This is a genomic window from Streptomyces roseofulvus (assembly GCF_039534915.1).
Taxonomy (GTDB): domain Bacteria; phylum Actinomycetota; class Actinomycetes; order Streptomycetales; family Streptomycetaceae; genus Streptomyces; species Streptomyces roseofulvus.
Map to the genome: position 1 here is coordinate 1,471,793 of NZ_BAAAWE010000001.1, position 21,464 is coordinate 1,493,256.

General features: G+C 74.5%; 22 protein-coding genes. 11 read left to right on the forward strand and 11 right to left on the reverse strand.

Annotation, left to right across the window (positions count from 1 at the left end):
- Window positions 1-19 precede the first annotated feature (19 nt).
- The gene (locus tag ABFY03_RS06745) at window positions 20-1,060 is read right to left on the reverse strand and encodes an NAD-dependent epimerase/dehydratase family protein (protein WP_346169472.1); all 1,041 of its coding nucleotides are present in this window, start codon (window positions 1,058-1,060) and stop codon (window positions 20-22) included.
- Between the two features lie 256 nt (window positions 1,061-1,316).
- Between ABFY03_RS06745 and ABFY03_RS06750 the strand changes: the two genes are divergently transcribed.
- The gene (locus ABFY03_RS06750) at window positions 1,317-1,475 is read left to right on the forward strand and encodes a hypothetical protein (protein WP_346169473.1); all 159 of its coding nucleotides are present in this window, start codon (window positions 1,317-1,319) and stop codon (window positions 1,473-1,475) included.
- Between the two features lie 379 nt (window positions 1,476-1,854).
- Window positions 1,855-2,283 carry a Rieske (2Fe-2S) protein gene (locus tag ABFY03_RS06755; protein ID WP_346169474.1) on the forward strand — a complete coding sequence of 143 codons (429 nt, stop codon included), beginning with the start codon at window positions 1,855-1,857 and terminating at the stop codon, window positions 2,281-2,283.
- Window positions 2,284-2,326: 43 nt separating this feature from the next.
- Here the strand turns inward: ABFY03_RS06755 and ABFY03_RS06760 are convergent, their stop codons facing one another.
- Entirely contained in the window at window positions 2,327-2,992 is a 666-nt protein-coding gene (locus ABFY03_RS06760; RefSeq protein WP_346169475.1) for a cysteine hydrolase family protein, read from the reverse strand.
- Window positions 2,993-3,094: 102 nt separating this feature from the next.
- Between ABFY03_RS06760 and ABFY03_RS06765 the strand changes: the two genes are divergently transcribed.
- On the forward strand, window positions 3,095-3,562 hold the full coding sequence (locus ABFY03_RS06765; RefSeq protein ID WP_319007795.1) for a pyridoxamine 5'-phosphate oxidase family protein: 468 nt from the start codon (window positions 3,095-3,097) through the stop codon (window positions 3,560-3,562).
- A 296-nt stretch (window positions 3,563-3,858) separates the two neighbouring features.
- Here ABFY03_RS06765 and ABFY03_RS06770 read toward each other — a convergent pair whose 3' ends face one another.
- On the reverse strand, window positions 3,859-4,761 hold the full coding sequence (locus tag ABFY03_RS06770; protein ID WP_319007794.1) for a LysR family transcriptional regulator: 903 nt from the start codon (window positions 4,759-4,761) through the stop codon (window positions 3,859-3,861).
- 73 nt (window positions 4,762-4,834) lie between these two features.
- On the opposite strand from ABFY03_RS06770, the gene ABFY03_RS06775 reads away from it, so the two are divergent.
- Window positions 4,835-5,857, forward strand: a complete 1,023-nt coding sequence (locus ABFY03_RS06775; protein ID WP_319007793.1) for a DMT family transporter — start codon at window positions 4,835-4,837, stop codon at window positions 5,855-5,857.
- A gap of 36 nt (window positions 5,858-5,893) precedes the next feature.
- On the opposite strand, the gene ABFY03_RS06780 is transcribed toward ABFY03_RS06775, so the two are convergent.
- The gene (locus ABFY03_RS06780; RefSeq protein ID WP_346169476.1) at window positions 5,894-7,228 is read right to left on the reverse strand and encodes an aminotransferase class I/II-fold pyridoxal phosphate-dependent enzyme; all 1,335 of its coding nucleotides are present in this window, start codon (window positions 7,226-7,228) and stop codon (window positions 5,894-5,896) included.
- A 47-nt stretch (window positions 7,229-7,275) separates the two neighbouring features.
- Here ABFY03_RS06780 and ABFY03_RS06785 point away from each other — a divergent pair, with 47 nt between their 5' ends.
- On the forward strand, window positions 7,276-8,016 hold the full coding sequence (locus tag ABFY03_RS06785; protein ID WP_346169477.1) for a pyridoxamine 5'-phosphate oxidase family protein: 741 nt from the start codon (window positions 7,276-7,278) through the stop codon (window positions 8,014-8,016).
- An 11-nt stretch (window positions 8,017-8,027) separates the two neighbouring features.
- Window positions 8,028-8,675, forward strand: coding sequence for an FMN-binding negative transcriptional regulator (locus tag ABFY03_RS06790; protein ID WP_346169478.1), 648 nt, complete (start codon window positions 8,028-8,030; stop codon window positions 8,673-8,675).
- A 71-nt stretch (window positions 8,676-8,746) separates the two neighbouring features.
- On the opposite strand, the gene ABFY03_RS06795 is transcribed toward ABFY03_RS06790, so the two are convergent.
- From ABFY03_RS06795 to ABFY03_RS06805, 3 genes are all read right to left on the reverse strand, one after another.
- The gene (locus tag ABFY03_RS06795; RefSeq protein ID WP_346169479.1) at window positions 8,747-9,766 is read right to left on the reverse strand and encodes a DMT family transporter; all 1,020 of its coding nucleotides are present in this window, start codon (window positions 9,764-9,766) and stop codon (window positions 8,747-8,749) included.
- A 190-nt stretch (window positions 9,767-9,956) separates the two neighbouring features.
- Entirely contained in the window at window positions 9,957-10,961 is a 1,005-nt protein-coding gene (locus ABFY03_RS06800; protein WP_319007788.1) for an EamA family transporter, read from the reverse strand.
- A gap of 91 nt (window positions 10,962-11,052) precedes the next feature.
- Window positions 11,053-11,664, reverse strand: coding sequence for a Clp protease N-terminal domain-containing protein (locus tag ABFY03_RS06805; RefSeq protein WP_386723560.1), 612 nt, complete (start codon window positions 11,662-11,664; stop codon window positions 11,053-11,055).
- Between the two features lie 195 nt (window positions 11,665-11,859).
- Between ABFY03_RS06805 and ABFY03_RS06810 the strand changes: the two genes are divergently transcribed.
- Window positions 11,860-12,081 carry a hypothetical protein gene (locus ABFY03_RS06810; protein WP_319007786.1) on the forward strand — a complete coding sequence of 74 codons (222 nt, stop codon included), beginning with the start codon at window positions 11,860-11,862 and terminating at the stop codon, window positions 12,079-12,081.
- 70 nt (window positions 12,082-12,151) lie between these two features.
- Window positions 12,152-12,580 carry a type II toxin-antitoxin system Rv0910 family toxin gene (locus ABFY03_RS06815; RefSeq protein ID WP_319007785.1) on the forward strand — a complete coding sequence of 143 codons (429 nt, stop codon included), beginning with the start codon at window positions 12,152-12,154 and terminating at the stop codon, window positions 12,578-12,580.
- 70 nt (window positions 12,581-12,650) lie between these two features.
- Here ABFY03_RS06815 and ABFY03_RS06820 read toward each other — a convergent pair whose 3' ends face one another.
- Complete coding sequence (locus ABFY03_RS06820; protein WP_319007784.1) at window positions 12,651-13,280, reverse strand: PadR family transcriptional regulator; 630 nt, start codon at window positions 13,278-13,280, stop codon at window positions 12,651-12,653.
- A gap of 168 nt (window positions 13,281-13,448) precedes the next feature.
- Here ABFY03_RS06820 and ABFY03_RS06825 point away from each other — a divergent pair, with 168 nt between their 5' ends.
- A complete protein-coding gene (locus ABFY03_RS06825; RefSeq protein WP_346169480.1) occupies window positions 13,449-14,258 on the forward strand; it encodes a PhzF family phenazine biosynthesis protein in 810 nt (269 codons plus the stop codon).
- Between the two features lie 145 nt (window positions 14,259-14,403).
- On the opposite strand, the gene ABFY03_RS06830 is transcribed toward ABFY03_RS06825, so the two are convergent.
- Together ABFY03_RS06830 and ABFY03_RS06835 are read right to left on the reverse strand one after the other, a co-directional pair.
- Window positions 14,404-15,144: a CPBP family intramembrane glutamic endopeptidase gene (locus ABFY03_RS06830; RefSeq protein ID WP_319007890.1), complete on the reverse strand. Its 741-nt coding sequence runs from the start codon at window positions 15,142-15,144 to the stop codon at window positions 14,404-14,406.
- Window positions 15,145-15,315: 171 nt separating this feature from the next.
- Complete coding sequence (locus tag ABFY03_RS06835) at window positions 15,316-16,821, reverse strand: glutamate-cysteine ligase family protein (RefSeq protein WP_346169481.1); 1,506 nt, start codon at window positions 16,819-16,821, stop codon at window positions 15,316-15,318.
- A gap of 506 nt (window positions 16,822-17,327) precedes the next feature.
- On the opposite strand from ABFY03_RS06835, the gene ABFY03_RS06840 reads away from it, so the two are divergent.
- Window positions 17,328-17,918, forward strand: coding sequence for a hypothetical protein (locus ABFY03_RS06840; RefSeq protein ID WP_319007781.1), 591 nt, complete (start codon window positions 17,328-17,330; stop codon window positions 17,916-17,918).
- 329 nt (window positions 17,919-18,247) lie between these two features.
- Complete coding sequence (locus tag ABFY03_RS06845) at window positions 18,248-18,454, forward strand: DUF5999 family protein (RefSeq protein ID WP_030492452.1); 207 nt, start codon at window positions 18,248-18,250, stop codon at window positions 18,452-18,454.
- 71 nt (window positions 18,455-18,525) lie between these two features.
- Here ABFY03_RS06845 and gcvP read toward each other — a convergent pair whose 3' ends face one another.
- Window positions 18,526-21,411 (reverse strand): aminomethyl-transferring glycine dehydrogenase, encoded by a 2,886-nt coding sequence (gcvP, locus tag ABFY03_RS06850; protein WP_346169482.1) that lies wholly within the window; start codon window positions 21,409-21,411, stop codon window positions 18,526-18,528.
- Between the last annotated feature and the right edge of the window lie 53 nt (window positions 21,412-21,464).

Here is a 21,464-nt window from a genome sequence, read left to right on the forward strand (position 1 = left end):
GGGCGGGTGGGCGGCGGCCTCAGGCCACGCGCCCGGACGGATGCGCGCGGTGGCCGGCGGGATCGGCCGCGCCGGCATCGCCCGGTGCCCGCCGCGCCTGCTGCGCCTCCTGGGACCGGAACCAGTCGATCGTGCGTCGCAGCCCGTGCTCGGCGTCGACGAGCGGTCGCCACTGCAGTTTGTCGCGGGCCAGGGTGATGTCCGGGCAGCGCACGGCGGGGTCGTCGACGGGCCGCTCGACGAAGCGGATCGGGGAGTTCGAGCCGGTGAGCCGCGCGATCCAGCGGGCCAGCTCCAGCATGGTGATCTCGGCGGGGTTGCCGATGTTCACGGGGCCGCGCATGCCGTGCCCGGCGGCGGCGAGCACGCCGCGCACGGTGTCGGACACGTAGCACAGCGACCGGGTCTGCCGACCGTCGCCGGTCACCGTCAGCGGCTCGCCGGCGAGCGCCTGCCGGACGAAGGTCGGCACGGCGCGGCCGTCGTACCCGCGCATCCGGGGCCCGTACGTGTTGAAGAGCCGCACGATCACGGTGTCCGTCCCGCGGGCGCGGGCGGCGGCGGTGGTGAACGCCTCGCCGAAGCGTTTCGCCTCGTCGTAGACGCTGCGCGGGCCGACCGGGTTCACCCGGCCCCAGTACCGCTCGCTCTGCGGGTGTTCCTCGGGGTCGCCGTAGACCTCGGAGGTGGAGGCGAGCACGAAGCGCGCGCCGTGGTCGTGGGCGAGGGCGAGGGCGTTGCGGGTGCCGAGGCTGCCGGTCTCCAGCGTGTGCAGGGGCAGGCGCAGATAGTCGGCGGGGGACGCCGGCGAGGCGAAGTGCAGCACCAGATCGGGGGGCCGGTCCACCTCGAAGGGCCGGCGGACGTCGGCCTCCAGGAGCCGGAACCCCGGGTGGCCGAGCAGGGCCGCGACGTTGGCGCGCCGACCCGTACTGAAGTCGTCGACGCAGGTCACGTCCGTACCGTCGGCGAGCAGCGCGGCGCACAGGTGGGATCCCACGAAACCGGATCCTCCGGTGACGACGGCGTGTTCCCAGCGGGGCGCGGGGGACATGGCCATGGGGCATCTCCTCCATGCGGACGAGAAGAGGGGGTCGGGAACCCTCCAGAAGGAAGGTCCGCGGGTCGGAGACCCGGTGGATCGGTCCGGCTGCTACCCGCGCCGAGCCGTGCCACTCCCCGGACACACATCTTTCTCATCGAAACGTAAGAAAGTGGGGGTAAACCCCACAAACGCGACTCGACGCCGGCGCTCCGGGTAGGCGCCGCGCGACACTCCGGCCGCAGGCCGGGCCCGGGAAGAGGAGATGGCCGTGATGGACACGCGGACCGAGACGCGCAACGTCGACGAGATCCTCTGGCACGACAGGACGCTGTGCACCTGCCGCCCCGTCGTCGTCACGCCGGGTGAGGCAGCGCTCGAAGAGCCCGACGAAGGGGACCAGGAACGCCACATCGTCCGGGGCGAGGACTGAAGCCCCGGCACCGACCACCGCCCCGGTGGAGCGCGGAGCCCGGCGCCGGCCGCCGGGCTCCGCGCCGCGCACAGCGAGGACCGCCGCCCGGAGGGGGGAAGACCGGACGGCGGCTTTGCGGGGTGCGCACCCAGGGGGCGAGTGCCCCCTCGGACGGTGCGTACACCTCCCGGGCGGGACCGACGCCGGGTCCGCGAACCGGACCGGGGGAAACCTCCGCGAACAGGTCGTACGCCACAGGAACTGCGTCTACCGTCACTCCAGGAAACCGGAAGCCGTTCCGGGAACGCACCGGCGCGCACGGCCGCGCACCGGTGACGCTCCGGCGCGAGGACGGCACGGACGCGGCGCGCAGCGCCCGCGCGGGAGAGGGGCAGGCATGAGCGGAGTGGCACGGCGGACCGTGGTGGCGGCCGGTGGGGCGGGGCTCGCCTCGGCGGCGCTGGCCGCGTGCGGCGGCTCGAACGCCGAGGGCGGCACGGGCACGAGCACGGGCACGGGTGGCGCGGACGGCGCCCCGCAGGGCCCGCTCGCGAAGACCGGCGACATCCCGGTGGGCGGCGGCAAGGTCCTGGCGGACAAGGGCGTCGTCATCACCCAGCCGAAGGCCGGCGAGTACAAGGCGTTCTCGTCGAAGTGCACCCACGCGGGCTGCGCCGTGCGCGAGGTGAAGGACGGCGTGATCATCTGCCCGTGCCACCAGAGCAGGTTCGACATCTCGGACGGCAGCGTGACGTCGGGCCCGGCGACGGCACCCCTGCCCCCGGAGCCGATCGAGGTGAAGGGCGAGGAGATCTCCTTCGGCTGAGCAGGAGGCGGACACCGCCTCGCCGGCGCGGCGCGAGGGCGCGTCAGCCGCCCGAACTCCCGGCGGAGGAGGCGCGCCTGGGCGCCTTCCAGGCGGCGAGGAGGTCGTCGGTGGTCGCGATGGTGGCGACCAGGGCGAGGGTGTTGCGGATCATCGCGGGGGTGTAGTCGGCCGGCACCCCCGCGATGGCGTCCTGGACGACGACGACCGTGTAGCCGAGGTTCACCGCGTCGAAGACGGCGTTGGGCACGGCCACATTGGCGGACACCCCGGTGACCACGAGCGTCCGGCAGCCGAGGTTGCGCAGCAGCGCGTCCACCCCCGTTCCGGCCAGCGGGGACAGGCCGTGCAGGCGCCGTACCACCAGGTCCTCGTCGGCCACCTGGATCGGCTCGGCGACACGGACCGCCGTCGAGCCGCTGTGCTGTTGCACGGGAAGGCGCGCGGCGGCCCGGAACAGGCGCGCGTTGTTGCTGGAGCCGCGTCCGTCGGGGCGCCGTTCGGCGACGGCGTGGACGACCTGGACCCCGGCGCCGTGGGCGGCGTCGACGAGCCGTGCCACATTGGCGAGGGCGCCCGACCGCCGGGCGACGGCCGCGAGTTCGGGCAGGGCGCTCCGCGCGCCGACGACGCCCTCCTGGCACTCGACGGTGAGCAGCACGACGCCGTCCGGACGGAGCCGCTCGCCGAGTTCTTCCCTGCACCCCATCGCTCCCCCTCGCCTCCGCGTCCCACCACTGCCCCTTGCACCGGCGCGGACGCACGCCCATGATTTCTGACATCCCATCAGAAATCCAGAAGGGTGCGGACGATGACCGTCACGCAGCGCCGTGGACGCCGGATCATGATGACCCCGGAGGAGCTCGACGCCTTCCTCACCGAACAGCGCACCTGCCGGGTGGCGACCGTCTCCGCCGACGGACGTCCGCACGTCAGCGCGCTGTGGTTCGCGTGGGACGGCACCTCGCTCTGGCTCTACTCGCTGACCCGCAGCCGCCGCTGGGCCCAACTGCGCGCCGATCCCCGGCTCTCGGTCCTGGTGGACGACGGCGAGCAGTACGGGGAGCTGCGCGGGGCCGAGCTGTCGGGGACGGCCGTCTTCGTCGGCGAGGCGCCGCGCACCGGCGAGCCGTGTCCCGGACTCGACGCGGTGGAGCGGCTCTTCGCGGCGAAGAACTTCGGCCTGGACGCCATGCCGCACGACGGCCGGCACGCCTGGCTCCGACTGACCCCGGACACCGTCACCACCTGGGACTTCCGCAAGCTCGGCGAGGCGTAGCGGCGATCGGCCCGGCCCCTGCGCGTGCGGCCGCCCGGGCACCCCGCGTGTGAACCGGCCCGGGCACCCCGCGGGTGAGCCGGCCCGGTCAGTCAGCGTGCGGGCCACGCCGATCCGCCCGGGAGCCGGCCCGGCCACTCCGCGGGCGGGCCGCGCCGGTCCGCCCGGGCGCCGCGCCGGTCACGCCCCGTGCCGGCCGCCCCGATCCGCCCGGGAGCCGGCCCGGCCACTCCGCGGGCGGGCCGCGCCGGTCCGCCCGGGCGCCGCGCCGGTCACGCCCCGTGCCGGCCGCCCGGTCACCCCGCGTGCGGCCGCCCCGCCTCGCGCAGCGCCTCGACGACGGCGCGCAGGGAGGGCCGGCGGCCGGCGTCGGTGCGCCAGGTGGCGTAGATGTGCCGGCGCATCTGCTGCCGTACGGGCACGCAGACCACGCCCTCCGGGTGCGGCCGGCCGAGCCGGGGCGTGACGCACACCCCGAGCCCGGCGGCGACGAGCGCGAGCTGGGTGTGGTGCTCGCCGGCGAAGTGGGCGATCCGCGGCTCGATGCCCTGGGAGCGGAGGGTGAACATCAGCCAGTCGTGGCAGAACTCGCCCTCCGGCCAGGACACCCAGTCCTCGTCGGCGAAGTCCTCCAGGTCCACCGCCTCCCGCCCGGCGAGCCGGTGCCCGGCCGGCAGGGCGACGTCGGCGGCGTCGTCGAGGAGATGGGCGCGCTCCAGCTCGCCGGGGACCGGAGCCCGCCGGTTGCTCCAGTCCAGGACGATGGCGAGGTCGGCGTCGCCGCGCAGCACCGCCCGCACCCCCTGCTCGGGCTCGAACTCGGCGGTGCGGACCCGCAGATCGGGGTGGCGGGCGCGCAGCGAGGCGAGGGCGGCGGGGAAGAGGCCGCGCGCGGCGGTCGGGAAGCCGACCAGCCGGACCTCGCCGACGACCTGGCCGCGCTGGGCCTCGATGTCGGCCTGGGCGAGCTGGACGTGGGAGAGGATCCGGGCCGCGTGCTCGGCGAGCAGCATGCCCGCGTCGGTGAGCCGCACCCCGCGCCCGTTCTTGGCGAGGAGCCGCTGTCCCACCTCCCGCTCCAGTTTGGACAGCTGCTGGGAGACGGCGGAGGTCGTCACGTGCAGTCCGTCGGCGGCGCCGCTGACGGAGCCGTGACGGGCGACGGCGTCGAGGGTGCGCAGGCGCTCCAGGTTCAACATGTAAGCAATGCTAAGCGAAAGGGTCGACGTAATCTCGCTTGTTCTACGACGTCGGTGCCGTCACCCTGAGTACATGAGCCACGCAGCCGCCTCCGCCCCCTCGCCCGCACCGTCCCCCTCCCCCACGCGCCGCCCCCTCCGCGCGCACCTCCTCGACTGGCGGGTCCGCTTCGGCGTGCTGGCCCTCATCTGGGGCTTCAGCTTCCTGTTCATCAAGGTCGGCACGGAGGGCTTCGCCCCCTTCCAGGTGACCTTCGGCCGGCTCCTCTTCGGTACGGCGGTGCTGGCGGTGGCGCTGGTGGCGAAGCGCGACCGGCTGCCGCGCGGGGCCAGGACGTGGGGGCACCTCACGGTGGCGGCGTTCCTGCTCAACGCGCTGCCGTTCTCGCTCTTCGCGTACGCGGAGCTGACGATCCCGTCGACGCTGGCGGGGATCTGCAACGCGACGACCCCGCTGTGGGGCATGGTCCTGTCGCTCGTGGCGCTCTCCGAGGACCGGCCCACCCGGGTGCGTGCGGCGGGTCTCGGCATCGGTTTCATCGGCGTCCTGACGGTCCTCGGCGCCTGGCAGGGCTTCTCCGGTCTGGACGTGACGGGCACGGCGCTGGCACTGCTGGCCTCGTTCAGCTACGCCGTCGGCTGGATCTACGTCCGCCGCACCCTGAGCGGGACCGGCGCCTCGCACCTCTCCCTGGCGACCGGCCAGGTCGGGCTGGCCACCCTCCAGCTGGCCTTCGTCACCCCGCTCTTCACCACCCTCCCGGAGTCGGTCGAACTGCTGCCGCTGCTCTCGGTGATCGCCCTCGGCGCTCTCGGCACCGGCTACGCGATGCTGCTCCAGTACGGCGTGGTCGCCGAGGTCGGCCCGACGACCGCCTCGATGGTCACGTACTTCATCCCGGTGATCGCGACGGCGGCGGGCGTGGCCTTCCTGGACGAGCGGCTCGCCTGGAACACCCCGGTGGGCGCCGTCGTGGTCCTCCTCGGCGCGGCCCTCACGCAGACCCGCACCTCGGCGCGGACCTCGACCGCCTCCCGTACGGCGCCGGCGGCCGCGCCCTCCGAGGCGCCGGCCAGAACCGCGGCCCGCGTCTGACCGGCCGCTCTCCCCTGCCCGGGCCCGGCCCCGGCCTCAGCCGTAGCTGCGGGCCGGGGCCGGGCCCGCGGCGTCCGCGACGGCGTCGGCCAGAGGCTCGATGTCGCCGGGGGCGAGCGGCGAGACCGTGAGGCGGATCGCGGGCCCGGCGGCGAGGCGGAAGCGGGCGCCCGGGGCGACCGCCCAGCCCGCGCCGAGCAGCCGCGCGACGGCGCCGGTCTCGTCCGCGACCGGCACCCAGACGTTCATGCCGCTCCGCCCGTGCGCCTGGACACCGCGCCGGGCGAGCTCCCGGACCAGGGCGTCGCGCCGCACCCCGTACGCGTCGGCGACCGCCTCCGGGTCGACCGCGCCGGTGCTCCACAGATGGACGACGGCCTGCTGGAGGAGCCGGCTGACCCAGCCGGGGCCGAGGCGCTGCCGGCCGAGGACGCGGTCGACGGTCTCGTGGTCGCCGGTGAAGGCGGCGATCCGCAGGTCCGGCCCGTACGCCTTGGCGACCGAGCGGACCAGCGCCCAGTGGCCGGTTCCGTCGGCGAGCGGGCGCAGCCGCCGGCTGACGATGCCGTGGCCGTGGTCGTCCTCGATGAGCAGCACCCCGGGGTGCGCGGCGAGGACGCGGCGCAGCGCGGCGGCGCGGGCGGCGCCGATGCAGGCGCCGGTGGGGTTCTGGGCGCGGTCGGTGACGATCAGCGCGCGGACCCCGTCGCGCACGATCGCCCGCTCGACGTCGGCGGCGAGCGGGCCGTCGTCGTCGACGGCGACGGGGACGGGGCGGAGCCCGAGGGCCGGGACGAGGTCGAGGAGGCTGCCCCAGCCGGGGTCCTCGACGGCGACGGCGTCGCCGGGCCGGAGGTGGACGGCGAGGACCCGCTCGATGGCGTCGAGGGAGCCGGAGGCCACGCCGACCGGCCCGGCGGGGACGCCGTCGGCGTCGAAGGCCGCGCGGGCGAGCCGGGCGAAGTCCGGGTCGACGGGCGCCTCCCCGTAGAGGCCGGGCCGTTCGGCGTACCGCCGGGCCGCCTCGGCGAGGGCCGGGCCGAGCGGGGGCAGCAGGGCGGGGTCGGGATTGCCTCCGCTGAGGTCCCGGACACCGGGCGGTGCCTCGACGCGCAGCGACCCGCGCGCGGTGGTGGCGGGTCGCGGCCGCACCCGGCTGCCGCGCCGCCCGTCGGTCTCGATCACCCCGCGCTCGCGCAGGGTCCGGTAGGCGGCGGCGACGGTGTTCGGGTTGACGCCCAGGTCGGCGGCGAGCTCCCGCAGCGGCGGCAGCGCCTCGCCCGGCTCCAGCGCGCCCGTCCCCACCCCCCGCTCCACGCTGGCGGCGATCTCCGATGCGCGACGGCCTTCGATCCGATACTCTCCTAGCACAAACAGGATTATGCACTAGTGCAATAAGGATCGCAAAGGGACTCACCATGAGCACCACGCCCATCGCCCCCGCACGCCTCGCGGACTACACCCCCACCGGCCGGACCGTCCCCACGCGGTCCCGGCAGCGCGCCTCCTACGACCGGGCACTCGTCCACGCGATCCTCGACGAGGGCTACGTCTGCCACCTCGGCTTCATACGCGACGGGGCGCCCGTCGTGCTCCCCACCCTCTACGGCCGGATCGGCGAGCGGCTGTACGTCCACGGCTCCACCGGCTCCCGCCCGCTCCGCATGGCCGCCGCGCGCCCCGCCGCGCCCGGCACCAGCACCGGTACCGGCTCCGCCTCCGGCGACCCGGCCGAGGCCCCCGGCCTGCCGGTCTGCCTCACGGTCACCCACGTCGACGGCCTGGTCCTGGCCCGCTCGGCCTTCCACCACTCGCTCAACTACCGCTCGGTCGTCGTCCACGGCACCGCCCACCAGGTCACCGACCCCGAGGAGCTGCGCACCGCCCTCGACGCCCTCGTCGACCAGGTCGTCCCCGGCCGCTCCGCCGACGCGCGGCCCGCGAGCGCCAAGGAGCTGGCCGCCACCGCCGTCATCCGCCTCGACCTTGAGGAGGTGTCGGCGAAGGTCCGCTCCGGGGGGCCGAACGACGACGCCGAGGACCTGCCGCTGCCGCACTGGGCCGGAGTGGTCCCGGTCGCCCCGCGCGCCGGCACCCCGGTCCCGTCGGCGGACCTGGACCCGGCGATCGCCCTGCCCGCCTACCTGACCGCGCTCTGAGGGGGACCGGCATGCTCATCCACCCCTGGGACGCCGCCGCGGACGACACCGAGTGGCGCGACTGGCTCGCCCGCCACGACTTCGGCCAGCTCGCCGTCAACGGCCTGCCCGGCGACCCGCCCTGGGTGCAGCCGACGCACTTCCGGTACGAGGCGGAGCCCGGCCCGTACGGCCGCGTCCTCCTCCACCTCGCCCGCCCGAACCCCCTGTGGCATGCCCTGGAGGCCGATCCGCGGGTGGTGCTCAGCGTGGTCGACGACTACGTGTACGCGCCCGGCCCGTGGACGGCGCCGGTGGGCGCGCCGACCGAGCACGGCACGCCCACGTCGTACTACGCGGCGGTGCAACTGCGCTGCACCGCGCGCGTGGTGGACGATCCGGCCGAGAAGGCCGAGCTGCTGAACCGCCAGGTCGCCCACTTCCAGCCGGAGGGCGGAACCGCTCCCGTCGCCGCCGGCGAAGCGCCGTTCGGGCGGCTGCTCTCCGGCCTCCGGGGGCTGAGCCTGGAGGTGACGGAGGTCCGGGCGAAGTTCAAGTACGCGGGCAACAAGCCGGCCGAGGTGCGGGCCCGGATCGCGGACCGGCTGGCCGAGCGGGCCGGTCCGGGCGACCTCGCCGCCCGGACCCACCAGCTCCGCCGCCTGGCCGCCGAAGCCTGACGCCGCCCCACGGCCCGGGCCCTCCGGGCTGCGCGGCCGCGGGCTGCGCGCCGGGTCCGCGCCCTCCCGGTTCACGCGGCCGCGGGCTCCACTCCCCTGCGCCGCCCGGCCGCCGTCCGCGCCTCCGCGAGGGCCAGCCCGGTGACGGCCGCGAGCAGCAGGACCGTGCCGAGCACGGTCGTGACCGTCAGCTCCTCGCCGAGCAGGGTGACGGCGAGAAGCGCGGCGCTGACCGGCTCCAGGAGCATGATCACGGAGACGGTGGCGGCCCGCACGACCGCCGCCCCGGCGAAGTACAGGGCGTAGGCGAGGGCCGTCGGGATCGCCGCCACGTACAGCAGCAGGAGCAGCAGCCGGACGACGTCCTCGGTGTGCGGCAGCAGCCCCTCGACGACCGCCAGGGGCAGCACGACGACCGCCGAGACGCCGAAGGTCCACGCGGTGCTCGCGAGCGAGCCGGCCGCGCCGCCGCCGGTGCGGCCGAGCCACCGGGTGAGCAGGGTGAGCGCGGCGAACCCGGCGGCCGAGAGCACCGCGTAACCCACGCCCGCGAGCCGGACCTCGGCTCCCCCGCCGCCCAGGACGAGGACGGCCAGCCCGGCGAGCGCGCCGGTGACGGCGGCGAGGCCGCCGAGGCCGAGACGCTCGCCCATGGTGACGCGGGCGCCGACCGCGATGAGCACGGGCCCCGCGCCGAGGGTGACGACGGTGCCGACAGCGAGCCCGGTGGCCTCGACGGCGGCGAAGTAGGCGGTCTGGAAGACCGCGAGCCCGAGCCCGGTGCCGCCGATCCGGATCAGCCGGATCCGGCGGGACTCGGCGGCGGGGGCGACGGCGGAGGCACGGGACCGCCCGCCCCGCAGCGACCGCAGCGCCGGCACGGCGAGCAGCAGCAGGAGGCCGCCGGCGCAGCGCCAGAAGGAGAGGGCCAGCGGGCCCATGTCGCTGTTCCGGAAGACGAGGGAGCCGGCCGCGCCGGCGGTGCCCCAGGCGATGCCGGCGACGACGAGGTAGACCAGGCTCCGCCCGACGGGACGGGCGGAGTCCGCGGCAGAGGACTCCGCGACAGGGAAGGACTGCGTGTTCGACACGTGGATGCTCCGTGAGGACGGTCCGTGCGGACGGACCGGATGAAGGGTGGTCGCTCGCTCCGCGCGCGGGCGGCGACGGACCGCTCGGGGGCGTGATCGCCCGCCCGAGCCCGGTCGTCGTCCTCGGAGAAGGTGCCGCGCGCGCTAGTCGGCGGGCGGCGGAAGCACGGTCGAAGGCATGACCGGCACCCTACGGGGTGGTCCGGCGGCCCGACAACTCGCCCTCGCGCCCGGTGTCCTCGGCGCCGTCCGGACCGTCCGACCCGGCGACCGGCCCCTCCGACGGCGGCTTCGGCGCGGTGGACTGGGCGATGAAGGCGCCGACGAGGACGAGCGCGCCGCCGGCCAGCTGCGGGGCCTCCAGGTGCTCGCCGAGCAGCACCCAGGCGAGCACGGTCGCGACGACCGCCTCCAGGCAGGCGACGACACCGGCGACCTGCGGCGAGAGCCGGCGCACCGAGACCACTCCGGTGACGTACGCGAGGACGGTGGCGATCAGGACGATCCAGCCGAGCAGCAGCCAGGCGGGCACGGAGGTCCCGTCGAGGTCGGCCCGCCCGGCCAGGACGCCGGTGTCCATGCCCCACGGGCGGGCGACGACGGTGAGCACCAGCGCGCCGATGAGCAGCCCGTACGCGATCACACCGAGCGGATCGGCCGGTTCGGCCTCGTCGGCGCCCTGGTCGGAGAGGACGAAGTAGCCGACCTGGCAGCAGGCGGCGGCGAGCGCGAGGAGCAGCCCGAGGAGGTCGAAGCCGAGGCCCGACCAGACCTGGACGACGCAGGCGAGACCGCCGACGGCGAGCACCACGCCCAGCGCGGCGGCACGGGTGACCGGCCGCCGCTGGACGAAGCGGACCCAGCCGAGGACCAGCGCCGGGGCGAGGTACTCGATGAGGAGGGCGACGCCGACCGGGATCCGGGAGATCGAGGCGAAGTAGAAGGCCTGCACGCCGGCGACGGCGAGCAGACCGAAGCCCACGAGCAGGCCGGGCTTGCGGCGCAGCAGGTCCCGGTGGCGCCAGGCCACGGGCAGCATGACGAGCGCGGCGCCGGCGACCCGGAGCCAGACGACGTGGAGCGGATCGAGGCCCGCCTCGATCAGCGGCTTGGCCGCCACTCCCGAACCACCGAATGCGAAGGCCGAGGCCAGGGCGAGTCCCAGGCCGGCGCTTCTCCCCTGAGACGCGTGCATCGGGCCATCATGACAGGACCAGGTCAGGCGTGTAACCCCTGTCGCACCTGTTGAGACGGCGGGCCCGGGAAGCCGGCCGCCGGGCCGGAACTCAGTGCTCCGCGTCCCCCGGGAGGGACCCGGGGGACAGCCCGTCCCGGTCGGGGAGGGCGGCGACGTCCGGCGCGCGGCGGGAGGCGAGCGCGACGGCCCGGGCGCCGAGCGCGGGCGGGTCGATCCCGGCGTGCCGCAGCACCTCGCCGGCCCGGCTGCCGGGGTCGGCGGCCAGTCCGGCCAGCAGGTCGAGCCCGGTCGGCTGCTCCTCGCCGCGGGCGGCGGCGCGCCGCAGCGCCTCCTCCAGGGCGGCCGCGGCCGCCGGGGACCAGCGGGCGGTAGGGCGGCGCGCGCCCTCCCCGGCCCGGGCGGCGGGCAGCGGCAGCGGGGCGCCGCCGCCCTCGCCGGACCGCTGCCAGCGGAGCCCGTATCCGATCGAACGCTGGACGAGGTAGCCGAGGACCCGCGCCACCCGGTGTTCGCCGTCGAAGGCGGCGCGGGTCTCGGGGTCGGACTCGACGAGGGCGTGCAGGAGATGGGCGGTGTCCACCTGACGGTCGCCGTCCCGCAGGGCCCGGCGGCGGGCGGCCCCGAGCACGGTGGCGAGGAGCGGCGCGTGCGCGGCGGCGGCCGGGGGCGGGGTGGGGCGCGACGGGACGGGAGGGTGCACCCTCCCACCTCACCAGTCGCGCCCGCGCGGGTCATCACACGGGAGAACCATGTCCGCGTCCCACCGGAGTCGTGCACATGCGCGCGACTCCTCCTCCTCGGGGAGGAGATCCGGGCGATTTCCCGTACGGGGCGCGCGCCGCCTTGCCTCGCGCCCGGAAGGCAACCATGTGCCGCCGCCGGACGTCTTTCCCATGTGTTCTGGATGGTGGGTCTGGCCGCGCGTGACGGCCGGCAGTTCGTCTACCGGGTGTACGCACCCCGGGAGGCGCTGCCGGGCGATCTCTTCTGGGCCGCGTTCCACCGGCACGAGGACGACGGCGGGCCGCGCGTCTCGGACGCCTTCGACGCGGCCGAGATCTGGTGGATCGGCGGTACCGGGCCGGCCGCCGCAGAACTGACGGTTCATCAGTATTGAATGTTCACGCCCCTCCGGCTACGTTCCGCGACACCAGAACCCAGCGGGCACGCGTGAAGGGGTGGTCGTCATGGCCGAAGTCAGCGCGGAGGCACGGATCGAGGCACCGGCCGGAAAGGTGTGGGAACGCCTCACCGACTTCGGTTCGTACGGGGAGTGGAACGCCACCCACACCAGCTTTCCGCAGGGCGGCCCGGAGACCCTGGCGACCGGGTCCACCTTCACCGAGAACATGAAGCTCATGGGCTTCCCGGCCGAGGTCCTGTGGACCGTCGAGGAGCTGGAGGACGGCCGGACGCTCGCCATCCGCGGCAAGGGCCCGATGGGCGTGATCGTCGGCACCCGCTACTCGCTCGCCGACGAGGGAGGGGCGACGACGGTCCGCATCGACGGCGAGTTCACCGGCGCGGCGGTCTCGCTGATGGCCGGCAAGCTGAAGGACTCGGCGACGGCGGCGCTGAACGAGTCGCTGCGCAAGCTCTCCGGCCTGGTCGCCTGAGCGCACGCCGACGGGAAGGGCCCCTCGGCGGCGCGTGCCGCCGAGGGGCCCTCCGTCGTCCCGCCACCGCTCAGTGCTCGTCGGCGAGGATGAGGTACAGCTTCTTCCGGGCCTCGTTGATGACCCCGACGGCCTTCTGCCGCTGCTCGGCGCTGCCGGTCTTCCAGACCTGCCCGAACGCCTCCATCAGACCGAAACCGGCCTGCCGGACCTCGTTCATCGCCTCCCGGTCGACACCGCGGCCGGCCTCCTCCCAGGGGGCCTCGGCACCGGCCTCGGCCTCCTCGCGCCCGGAGTCGGTGAGCGAGAAGAGCTTCTTGCCGCCCTCGCTCGCGCTGACGATCAGCCCCTCGTCCTCCAGCATCTGGAGGGTCGGGTAGACCGAGCCGGGGCTGGGCTTCCAGGCCCCGCCGCTGCGCTCGCCGATCTCCTGGATCATCTCGTAGCCGTGCATCGGGCGGTCCTTGAGCAGCGCCAGGATCGAGGCGCGCACGTCACCGCGCCGCGCCCTCCCCCGGCCGCCGCCGCGACCGCGCCCGAAGGGGCCGCCGCCGAAGCCGGGCCCGCCGCCGAAACCGGGTCCGAAGGGCCCGAAGGCGGCACGCCGTCCCTCGAATTCGCCCCGCGGTCCGGGCCCGCAGTGCCCGCGGCCGGGGCCGTGACCGAACTCGTGTCCGTGGTCGTGTCCATGTGAACGCATCGCAACGCTCCTTCCGTGAGATTCCATCGTTGAACTGTCGCGATGCTTCAACGATATATCGGAAGTGTTCGACGAGCAACCCACCGACCGTCCGCGGCGGCCATCCCGGTCCAGCCGTCCCGGATTGGCCTTGGCCCGCCCTCTCACCCCGCCGGTACGGTCCCGGTCATGCGCATCCGAATCGTCGACGCCTTCACCGACCGCCCCTTCTCCGGCAACCCCGCCGGGGTCCTCCTCCTCGACTCCTTCCCGGACGACACCTGGCTCCAGAAGGTCGCCGCCGAGGTCAACCTCTCCGAGACCGCCTTCGCGCATCCGCTGCCGCCGGGCGGCGAGGCCGAATGGGCGCTGCGCTGGTTCACCCCCACCACCGAGGTCGACATGTGCGGCCACGCCACCCTGGCCACCGCCCACGTCCTGCACAGCACCGGCGCGACGGCCGGCCCGGTCCGCTTCGCCACCCGCTCGGGCGTGCTCGGCGCCGTGGCCGAGGCGGACGGCTCGATCACCATGGACTTCCCGACCGCCTCGCTCACCCCGGCGCCGGTCCCGGCGGGCCTGGCGGCGGCGCTCGGCGCCGAGATCGTGGCCGTCCACGACACCCCGGACCACATCGGCGACCTCGTGGTCGAGCTGCGCGACGAGGCCGCCGTCCGCGGTCTCGCCCCCGACCTCGCCGCCCTCGTGGCGCACTCGTCGCGCGGCGTGATCGCGACCGCGCTCGCCGCCGACCCGGCGAACGGCTACCACTTCGTCTCCCGCGGCTTCTTCCCCGCCGTCGGCATCGCCGAGGACCCGGTCACCGGCAGCGCCCACACCGCGCTCGCGCCGTACTGGTCCGCCCGCCTCGGCCGGGACGAGCTCACCGGCTTCCAGGGCGGAGCCCGTACCGGCCTGGTCCGCACCCGCCTGCGCGGCGACCGCACCCTGCTGACCGGCCACGCGGTGACGGTCATCGAGGGCGAACTGCACGCCTGAACCCCCGGCACACGCCACGCCGGTACGACCGGACCCGGCCCGCGCCGCACCGCACCGGTACGACCGGACCCGACGCACGCCGCACCGGTACGGCGGAGGGGGCGTACGGCACCCATGCCGTACGCCCCCTCCGGTCGTCCTCCGCTCACACGGTCGGCAGCCAGCCCACTTTCCCCGCGAGCAGCCCGTAGCCCACGAAGGCCACGATGTCGAGCAGCGCGTGGGCGGCCACCAGCGGCCCCACCCGCCCCCACCGCCGGTAGAGCAGCACGAAGACCACGCCCATCACCATGTTGCCGACGAAGCCGCCGATGCCCTGGTAGAGGTGGTACGACCCCCGCAGCACCGAGCTCGCCAGCAGCGCGGCCGTCGGCGACCAGCCCAACTGCCCCAGCCGGCGCAGCAGATAGCCGACGACGATGACCTCCTCCAGGACGGAGTTCTGGATCGCCGACAGGATCAGGACGGGGTACTTCCACCACACGTCGGGCAGCGACTCGGGCACCACCGTCAGGTTGAAGCCCGAGGCCCGCGACGCCAGGTAGAAGGCGAGGCCGGCGCTGCCGATGCCGGCCGCCAGCAGTGCCCCGCGCCCCAGGTCCGACCACGGCCGGGTCCGGTCGAAGCCGATGTCCCGCAGCCCGGACCCCTCCCGCAGCAGCAGGTGCGCCACGAGCACCACCGGCACCAGCGCGGTGGCGATCCCGAAGAGCTGCCAGGCGAGGTCGAGCCAGGGGCGTCCGGGGACGTACGACCCGTTGAGGCCGGCGGCCTGCTCCTTGAGCGAGCCGGGCCGGGTCAGCGAGCCGATGAAGCTGATCAGCGAGGAGACCGCGCTCGCCCCGAGCGAGAGCGCGAGCACGATGAGCGTCTCGGAGCGCAGCATCCGCCGCGAGAGACCGCCCGGGGGCGGGGCCGCGTCCACGACCCGTTGTTCCGACACCAGACCCGTCTCCCGTTCCCGTCGCGACCGCCGGGGGCCCGCCTCGGCCCCCGTACGACGATCATGCGCGACGGCACGGGCGGAGCGCCATCCAGGGCCGCCCCCGACCTCCGCTCACGCCCCCTCGGCACCCACCGGCCAGGTGTGCACCGGCTCCCCCTCCAGCATCAGCTCCCGGTACCGCCGGGTCGTCGCCGCCAGCGCCGCCTCCCGGTCGAGACCGGACTCCAGGGCCCGGTGGAAGGTGTCGGCCTGCCAGGACGCGCCGTTCACCCGGCGCCGGCACCGCTGCTCGATCACGCCCAGGTAGAAGTCGCGGTCCGCGGGGTCGATGTGCCAGGCGTCAAGTCCCGCCGCGGCCAGCGGCAGCAGCTCGTCGAGGACGAGGCGCACGGCGGGCTGGGTGGCGATCCCGCCCGCGCGGCCCGGCCGGGGCCAGCGCAGCTCCGCCTCGATGCCGTACCGGCAGGCGGTGTCGAAGTTGGCCTCGGCGTCCTCGAAGGCCATCCGCTTCCACAGCGGGCGCGGGTCGTCGGCGAGGGAGCGGACGAGCCCGTAGTAGAAGGCGGCGTTGGCGAGGACGTCGGTGACGGTGGGGCCGGCGGGCAGCACCCGGTTCTCCACCCGCAGGTGCGGGACGCCGTCGACCCAGCCGTAGACCGGCCGGTTCCAGCGGTAGACGGTGCCGTTGTGCAGGACCAGCTCCTTGAGCTGCGGCACCCCGCCCTCGTCGAGGACGCGCAGCGGGTCCTCCTCGTCGCAGAGCGGCAGCAGCGAGGGGAAGTAGCGCACGTTCTCCTCGAAGAGGTCGTACACCGAGTCCACCCACCGCTCGCCGAACCAGGTGCGCGGCCGGACCCCCTGGGACTGGAGTTCGGGCGGACGGGTGTCGGTGGCCTGGGTGAAGAGCGGCGGGCGGGACTCGCGCCACACCTCGCGGCCGAAGACGAAGGGCGAGTTGGCGCCGAGGGCTATCTGCACGCCGGCGACGGCCTGGGCGGCGTTCCAGACGGAGGCGAAGCGGGCCGGGGTGACCTGGAGGTGCAGCTGGACCGAGGTGCAGGCGGCCTCCGCGATGATCGACTCCGAGCTGTGCCGGAGCCGCTCGACGCCCTGGATGTCGAGGGTGATCTGCTCCCCCCGGGCAGTCAGGATCTGGTCGTTCAGCAGGGCGTAGCGATCGGCCGAGGAAAGGTTCTCGAAGACGAGCTCGCGCTGGGAGAGGGTCGGCAGAATGCCGATCATGACGACCCCGGCGTCGACTTCGGCCGCCTTGCGGTCGGCATATCCCAGTCCGGTTCTGAGCTCTTCCGCGAGCCGGTCGAAAACGTGGCCGCCGAGCCTGCGCGGGGCGATGTTGACTTCCAGATTGAACATTCCGAGTTCGGTCTGGAAATCGGTGCTCGCGATCTTTTCGAGGACGGCGTCGTTGAGCATCCTCGGGAGTCCGTCGGAGCCGGCGAGATTGAGTTCGATCTCGACGCCCATGAGGTTGCGCGGGCGGTCGAACCGCTGCTCCGCGAGGAGCCGGGCGAGCCCCGCCAGACACTGCTGGAGCTTGCGCCGGTAGCGCTGTCGGTCGGCCGGGCCGAACCCGTCCGTCGCGACCTTCTCCCCCATCGAGGCGTCCCTCCCGCGCGGGCGGCCCCGGGCGGGCCGCGCGTACGGACGATGATGCCCACGCCACTGATCGACAACGCCTGCTTTTCCGGCCGCTCCACGGATAGTCTGGTACGCACCTGTCGCCACGCGCCTCTCCGCCTTCGGACCGGCCGACGACATATACCACTGTCATATCGGTCCGCCGAGCCGCTCGGTCGGGCTCTCGGAATTCTGACGTCCGGCTTGCCGGGGAATGTGAGGGCGGAGATCCTGTCTTCGCTCCGATTCCGCGCCGCGACCCTCCGCATACGACCTGATGACGCCTTGTCAGGAATATCGGTGGCGTCTAGCGGAAACAATCTCTGAACACGCGTCGTATAAACTCCGCGGACGAGGCAGAGCGCCGGCGCCGGCCATGACCCGTGGCCCCCCGCTCCGCACCCGCCGCCGACAGCGCCGTCGAAGCCCACCCCGCAGCGCGAACCCGTATCCCCGTGTCTCCTGAGCGAGAGGCGACCCACACGATGCTCCGACCCTCCCCGGCCCCCGCGCCGGCCCTCCGCAGTGTCCTCGCGGCACTCGGCTCGCCCACGGCCGTACGCGAGGCCCGCACCCCGGCCCTGCGGGCCGCGACCGGACCACTGAGTCCCGAACTCCCGCTGCCCGTCCACGTGCTGCGGATCTCCGGAGCGCCGGAACAGGCGCCCGGCACCCGGCTCGTCGGGTGGCGTTTCCTGATCCGGAGCGGGGACCGGGCGATCGCGGCCGCGGACACCATGCTCACCCCGGACGGCTGGTCCTTCTCGCACTTCTTCGAGGGGCCGTACGTCGCCGCCACGGAGCGGGCCCTGGTCCAGGCGGAGGCGCTGCCGGGCACGTACCAGCCGCGCCTGCTGTCGGTGCCGGAGCTGTACATGCTGACGCTGTGGCTGCACGCCGAGCCGGACCCGGACGACCCGGAGCCGGAGACGGCCTCCGCCGACGTCCTGGTGCCGCTCGCCCCGGCACCGCCCGGCATCGCCCCCCACCGCCCCTACCGGGTGGCCGATCTGCTGCCCGTGCTCAGTACGCGACTCGCGCCGCCGCCGCTGCTCGGCTCCGCGGCGCCCGCCTGATCCGCTCCGCGCGCACCGCCCCGTGACCCCCTCGGGTCACGGGGCGCACTGCTGTCCGGAACCCGCGTCCGAACGCCCGCGCCGAACACCCCGCCCGTACGGACTAGCCCGCTCGGGCCACCCCGAACCACCCGAATTGGCGGGGGTGTTGACCTGAACCGCCCCTGCGGGTGATGCGTCTTCCCAGGAGCGGACGAGCTGACGCGAAATACCTGCGGAAGGGCGTCCGTGCGGCAAGACTGGGACCGGAACCGAACCGACCGACGGGGGCGGCCATGAGCGCGCAGAGCCGCAGGAAAACCACCACGACGCAGCGAAAGAACCCACCCATGTGCCAGCACCAGCCTGCCTGTCCCACCGCCGACTCCGCCGACCGTGAGGCCGCCCGCCCGGTGGCCTGCCATCCGGAGCAGGGGTGGAGCCTGCTGTGCAACGGCGTCCTGCTCTTCGAGGACACCGGCGAACTGCTGCCGGACGGGCAGATCATCGCTCCGCACCGGCCGCTGACGACGGGCCGGGTGACGACGGCGGCCTGAGCGACCGCGCGGGCACAGCCGGAGGGCCGGCCCGGAGGAGACTCCGGACCGGCCCTCTGTCATGCCCGCGGTCAGTGGTCGTACTCGTCCAGCGGCGGGCAGGAGCAGACCAGGTTCCGGTCGCCGAAGGCGCCGTCGATGCGGCGGACCGGCGGCCAGTACTTGTCGGCGGCCGAGACGCCGGCGGGGAAGACCGCCACGTCACGGTCGTAGGCGTGGGCCCACTCGCCGCCCAGCGCGGCCGCGGTGTGCGGGGCGTTGCGCAGCGGGTTGTCCTCGGCGGGCCACTCGCCGGAGCCGACCTTCTCGATCTCGGCGCGGATCGCGATCATCGTGTCGCAGAAGCGGTCCAGCTCGGCCAGGTCCTCGGACTCGGTCGGCTCGATCATCAGCGTGCCGGCGACCGGGAAGGACATGGTCGGCGCGTGGAAGCCGTAGTCGATCAGGCGCTTGGCGATGTCGTCGACGGTGACGCCGGTCGCCTTGGTCAGCGGACGCAGGTCGACGATGCACTCGTGCGCGACGAGCCCGGCGGGGCCGGTGTAGAGCACCGGGTAGTGCGGCTCCAGGCGCTTGGCGATGTAGTTCGCCGCGAGGACGGCGACCTGGGTGGCGCGCTTCAGGCCCTCGCCGCCCATCAGGCGGACGTACGTCCAGGAGATGGGCAGGATGCCGGCGGAGCCCCACGGGGCGGCCGAGATCGGGCCGACGCCGGTCTCCGGGCCCGCGGTGGGCTGGAGCGGGTGGTTCGGCAGGTACGGGGCGAGGTGGGCGCGGACGCCGACCGGGCCGACGCCGGGGCCGCCGCCGCCGTGCGGGATGCAGAAGGTCTTGTGCAGGTTGAGGTGCGAGACGTCGCCGCCGAAGTGGCCCGGCTTGGCGAGGCCGACCAGCGCGTTGAGGTTGGCGCCGTCGACGTACACCTGGCCGCCGGCCTCGTGGACCTCGGCGCAGATGTCGGCGACGTGCTCCTCGAAGACGCCGTGCGTCGACGGGTACGTGATCATGAGCACGGCGAGCTCGTCGCGGTGCTGCGCGATCTTGGCGCGCAGGTCCTCGACGTCGACCTCGCCGTCCTCGGCGGTCTTCACGACGACGACCTTCATGCCGGCCATCACGGCGGAGGCGGCGTTGGTGCCGTGCGCGGAGGACGGGATGAGGCAGACGGTGCGCTGCTCGTCGCCGTTGGCGCGGTGGTAGGCGCGGACCGCGAGGAGACCGGCCAGCTCGCCCTGCGAACCGGCGTTCGGCTGGATCGAGACCTTGTCGTAGCCGGTGACCTCGGCCAGGCGCTCCTCCAGCTCGGTGATGAGCGTGACGTAGCCCTGGGCCTGGTCGATCGGCGCGAAGGGGTGGATCTGGCCGAACTCGGGCCAGGTCACCGGCTCCATCTCGGTGGTCGCGTTCAGCTTCATGGTGCAGGAGCCGAGCGGGATCATGCCGCGGTCGAGCGCGTAGTCGCGGTCCGCGAGGCGGCGCAGGTAGCGCAGCATGGCGGTCTCGGAGCGGTGCGCGTGGAAGACCGGGTGGGTGAGGTACGCGTCGGAGCGCAGCTGCGCGGCCGGGAGGGCGTCCTCGGTGGCGGCGTCCAGGGCCTCGACGTCGCCGGTGACGCCGAAGGCGCCCCAGACGGCGGCGAGCTGCTCGCGGCCGGTGGTCTCGTCGCAGGAGACGGAGACGTGGTCGGCGTCGACCGGGTACAGGTTGACGCCGGCCTCGCGGGCGGCGGCGACGACGGCGTCGGCGCGGCCGGGCACCCGGGCGGTGATCGTGTCGAAGAAGGCGCCCTGGGTGAGCTCGACGCCCCCGGCGGTCAGGCCGGCGGCGAGGATCGCGGCGTACCGGTGGGTGCGCTGCGCGATCTGCTTCAGGCCGTCCGGGCCGTGGTAGACGGCGTACATGCCGGCCATGACGGCGAGGAGCACCTGGGCGGTGCAGATGTTGCTGGTGGCCTTCTCGCGGCGGATGTGCTGCTCGCGGGTCTGCAGGGCGAGGCGGTAGGCCTTGTTGCCGTCGGCGTCGACGGAGACGCCGACCAGGCGGCCGGGCAGCGAGCGGGCGTGCTTGTCCTGGACGGCCATGTAGCCGGCGTGCGGGCCGCCGAAGCCCATCGGGACGCCGAAGCGCTGGGTGGTGCCGACGGCGATGTCCGCGCCGAGCGAGCCCGGCGATTCGAGCAGGGTGAGCGCGAGCAGGTCGGCGGCGACGGTCACGATCGCGCCGAGCTCGTGGGCGGCGTCGATCAGCGGCTTGATGTCGCGGACCGCGCCGGAGGCGCCCGGGTACTGGAGGAGCACGCCGAAGACGCCGCGCTCGGCGATCTCGGCCGGGATGCCGTCGGAGAGGTCGGCGACGACGACCTCGACACCGGTCGGCTCGGCGCGGGTCTGGATGACGGCGATCGTCTGCGGGAGGGCGTCGGCGTCGACGAGGAAGACGCCGTTCTTGACCTTGCCGACCCGGCGGGCGAGCGACATGGCCTCGGCGGCGGCGGTGCCCTCGTCGAGGAGGGAGGCGCCGGAGGTCGGCAGACCGGTCAGGTCGGCGACCATCGTCTGGAAGTTGAGCAGCGCCTCCAGGCGGCCCTGCGAGATCTCCGGCTGGTAGGGCGTGTACGCCGTGTACCAGGCCGGGTTCTCCATGACGTTGCGGAGGATGACCGGCGGCGTGAAGGTGCCGTAGTAGCCGAGGCCGATCATCGGGGCGAGGACCTGGTTGCGGCCGGCGAGGGCGCGCAGCTCGGCGAGGACCTCGGCCTCGGTGCGGGCGCCGGGCAGGTCCAGCGCCTCGGCGTTCTTGATGACGTCCGGCACCGCGGCGGCCGTCAGCTCGTCGAGCGAGCCGTACCCGACCTGGGCGAGCATCTTGGCCCGCGCCTCGGCGTCGGGTCCGATGTGCCGCTGCTCGAAGGGGATTCCCTGTTCGAGCTCGGAGAGCGGAGTGCGGTTGGCGGTCATGATGCGGGGGCCTCCTGGTCGTCACGACCTGCGAGGGGCACCTCGGCGCGGGT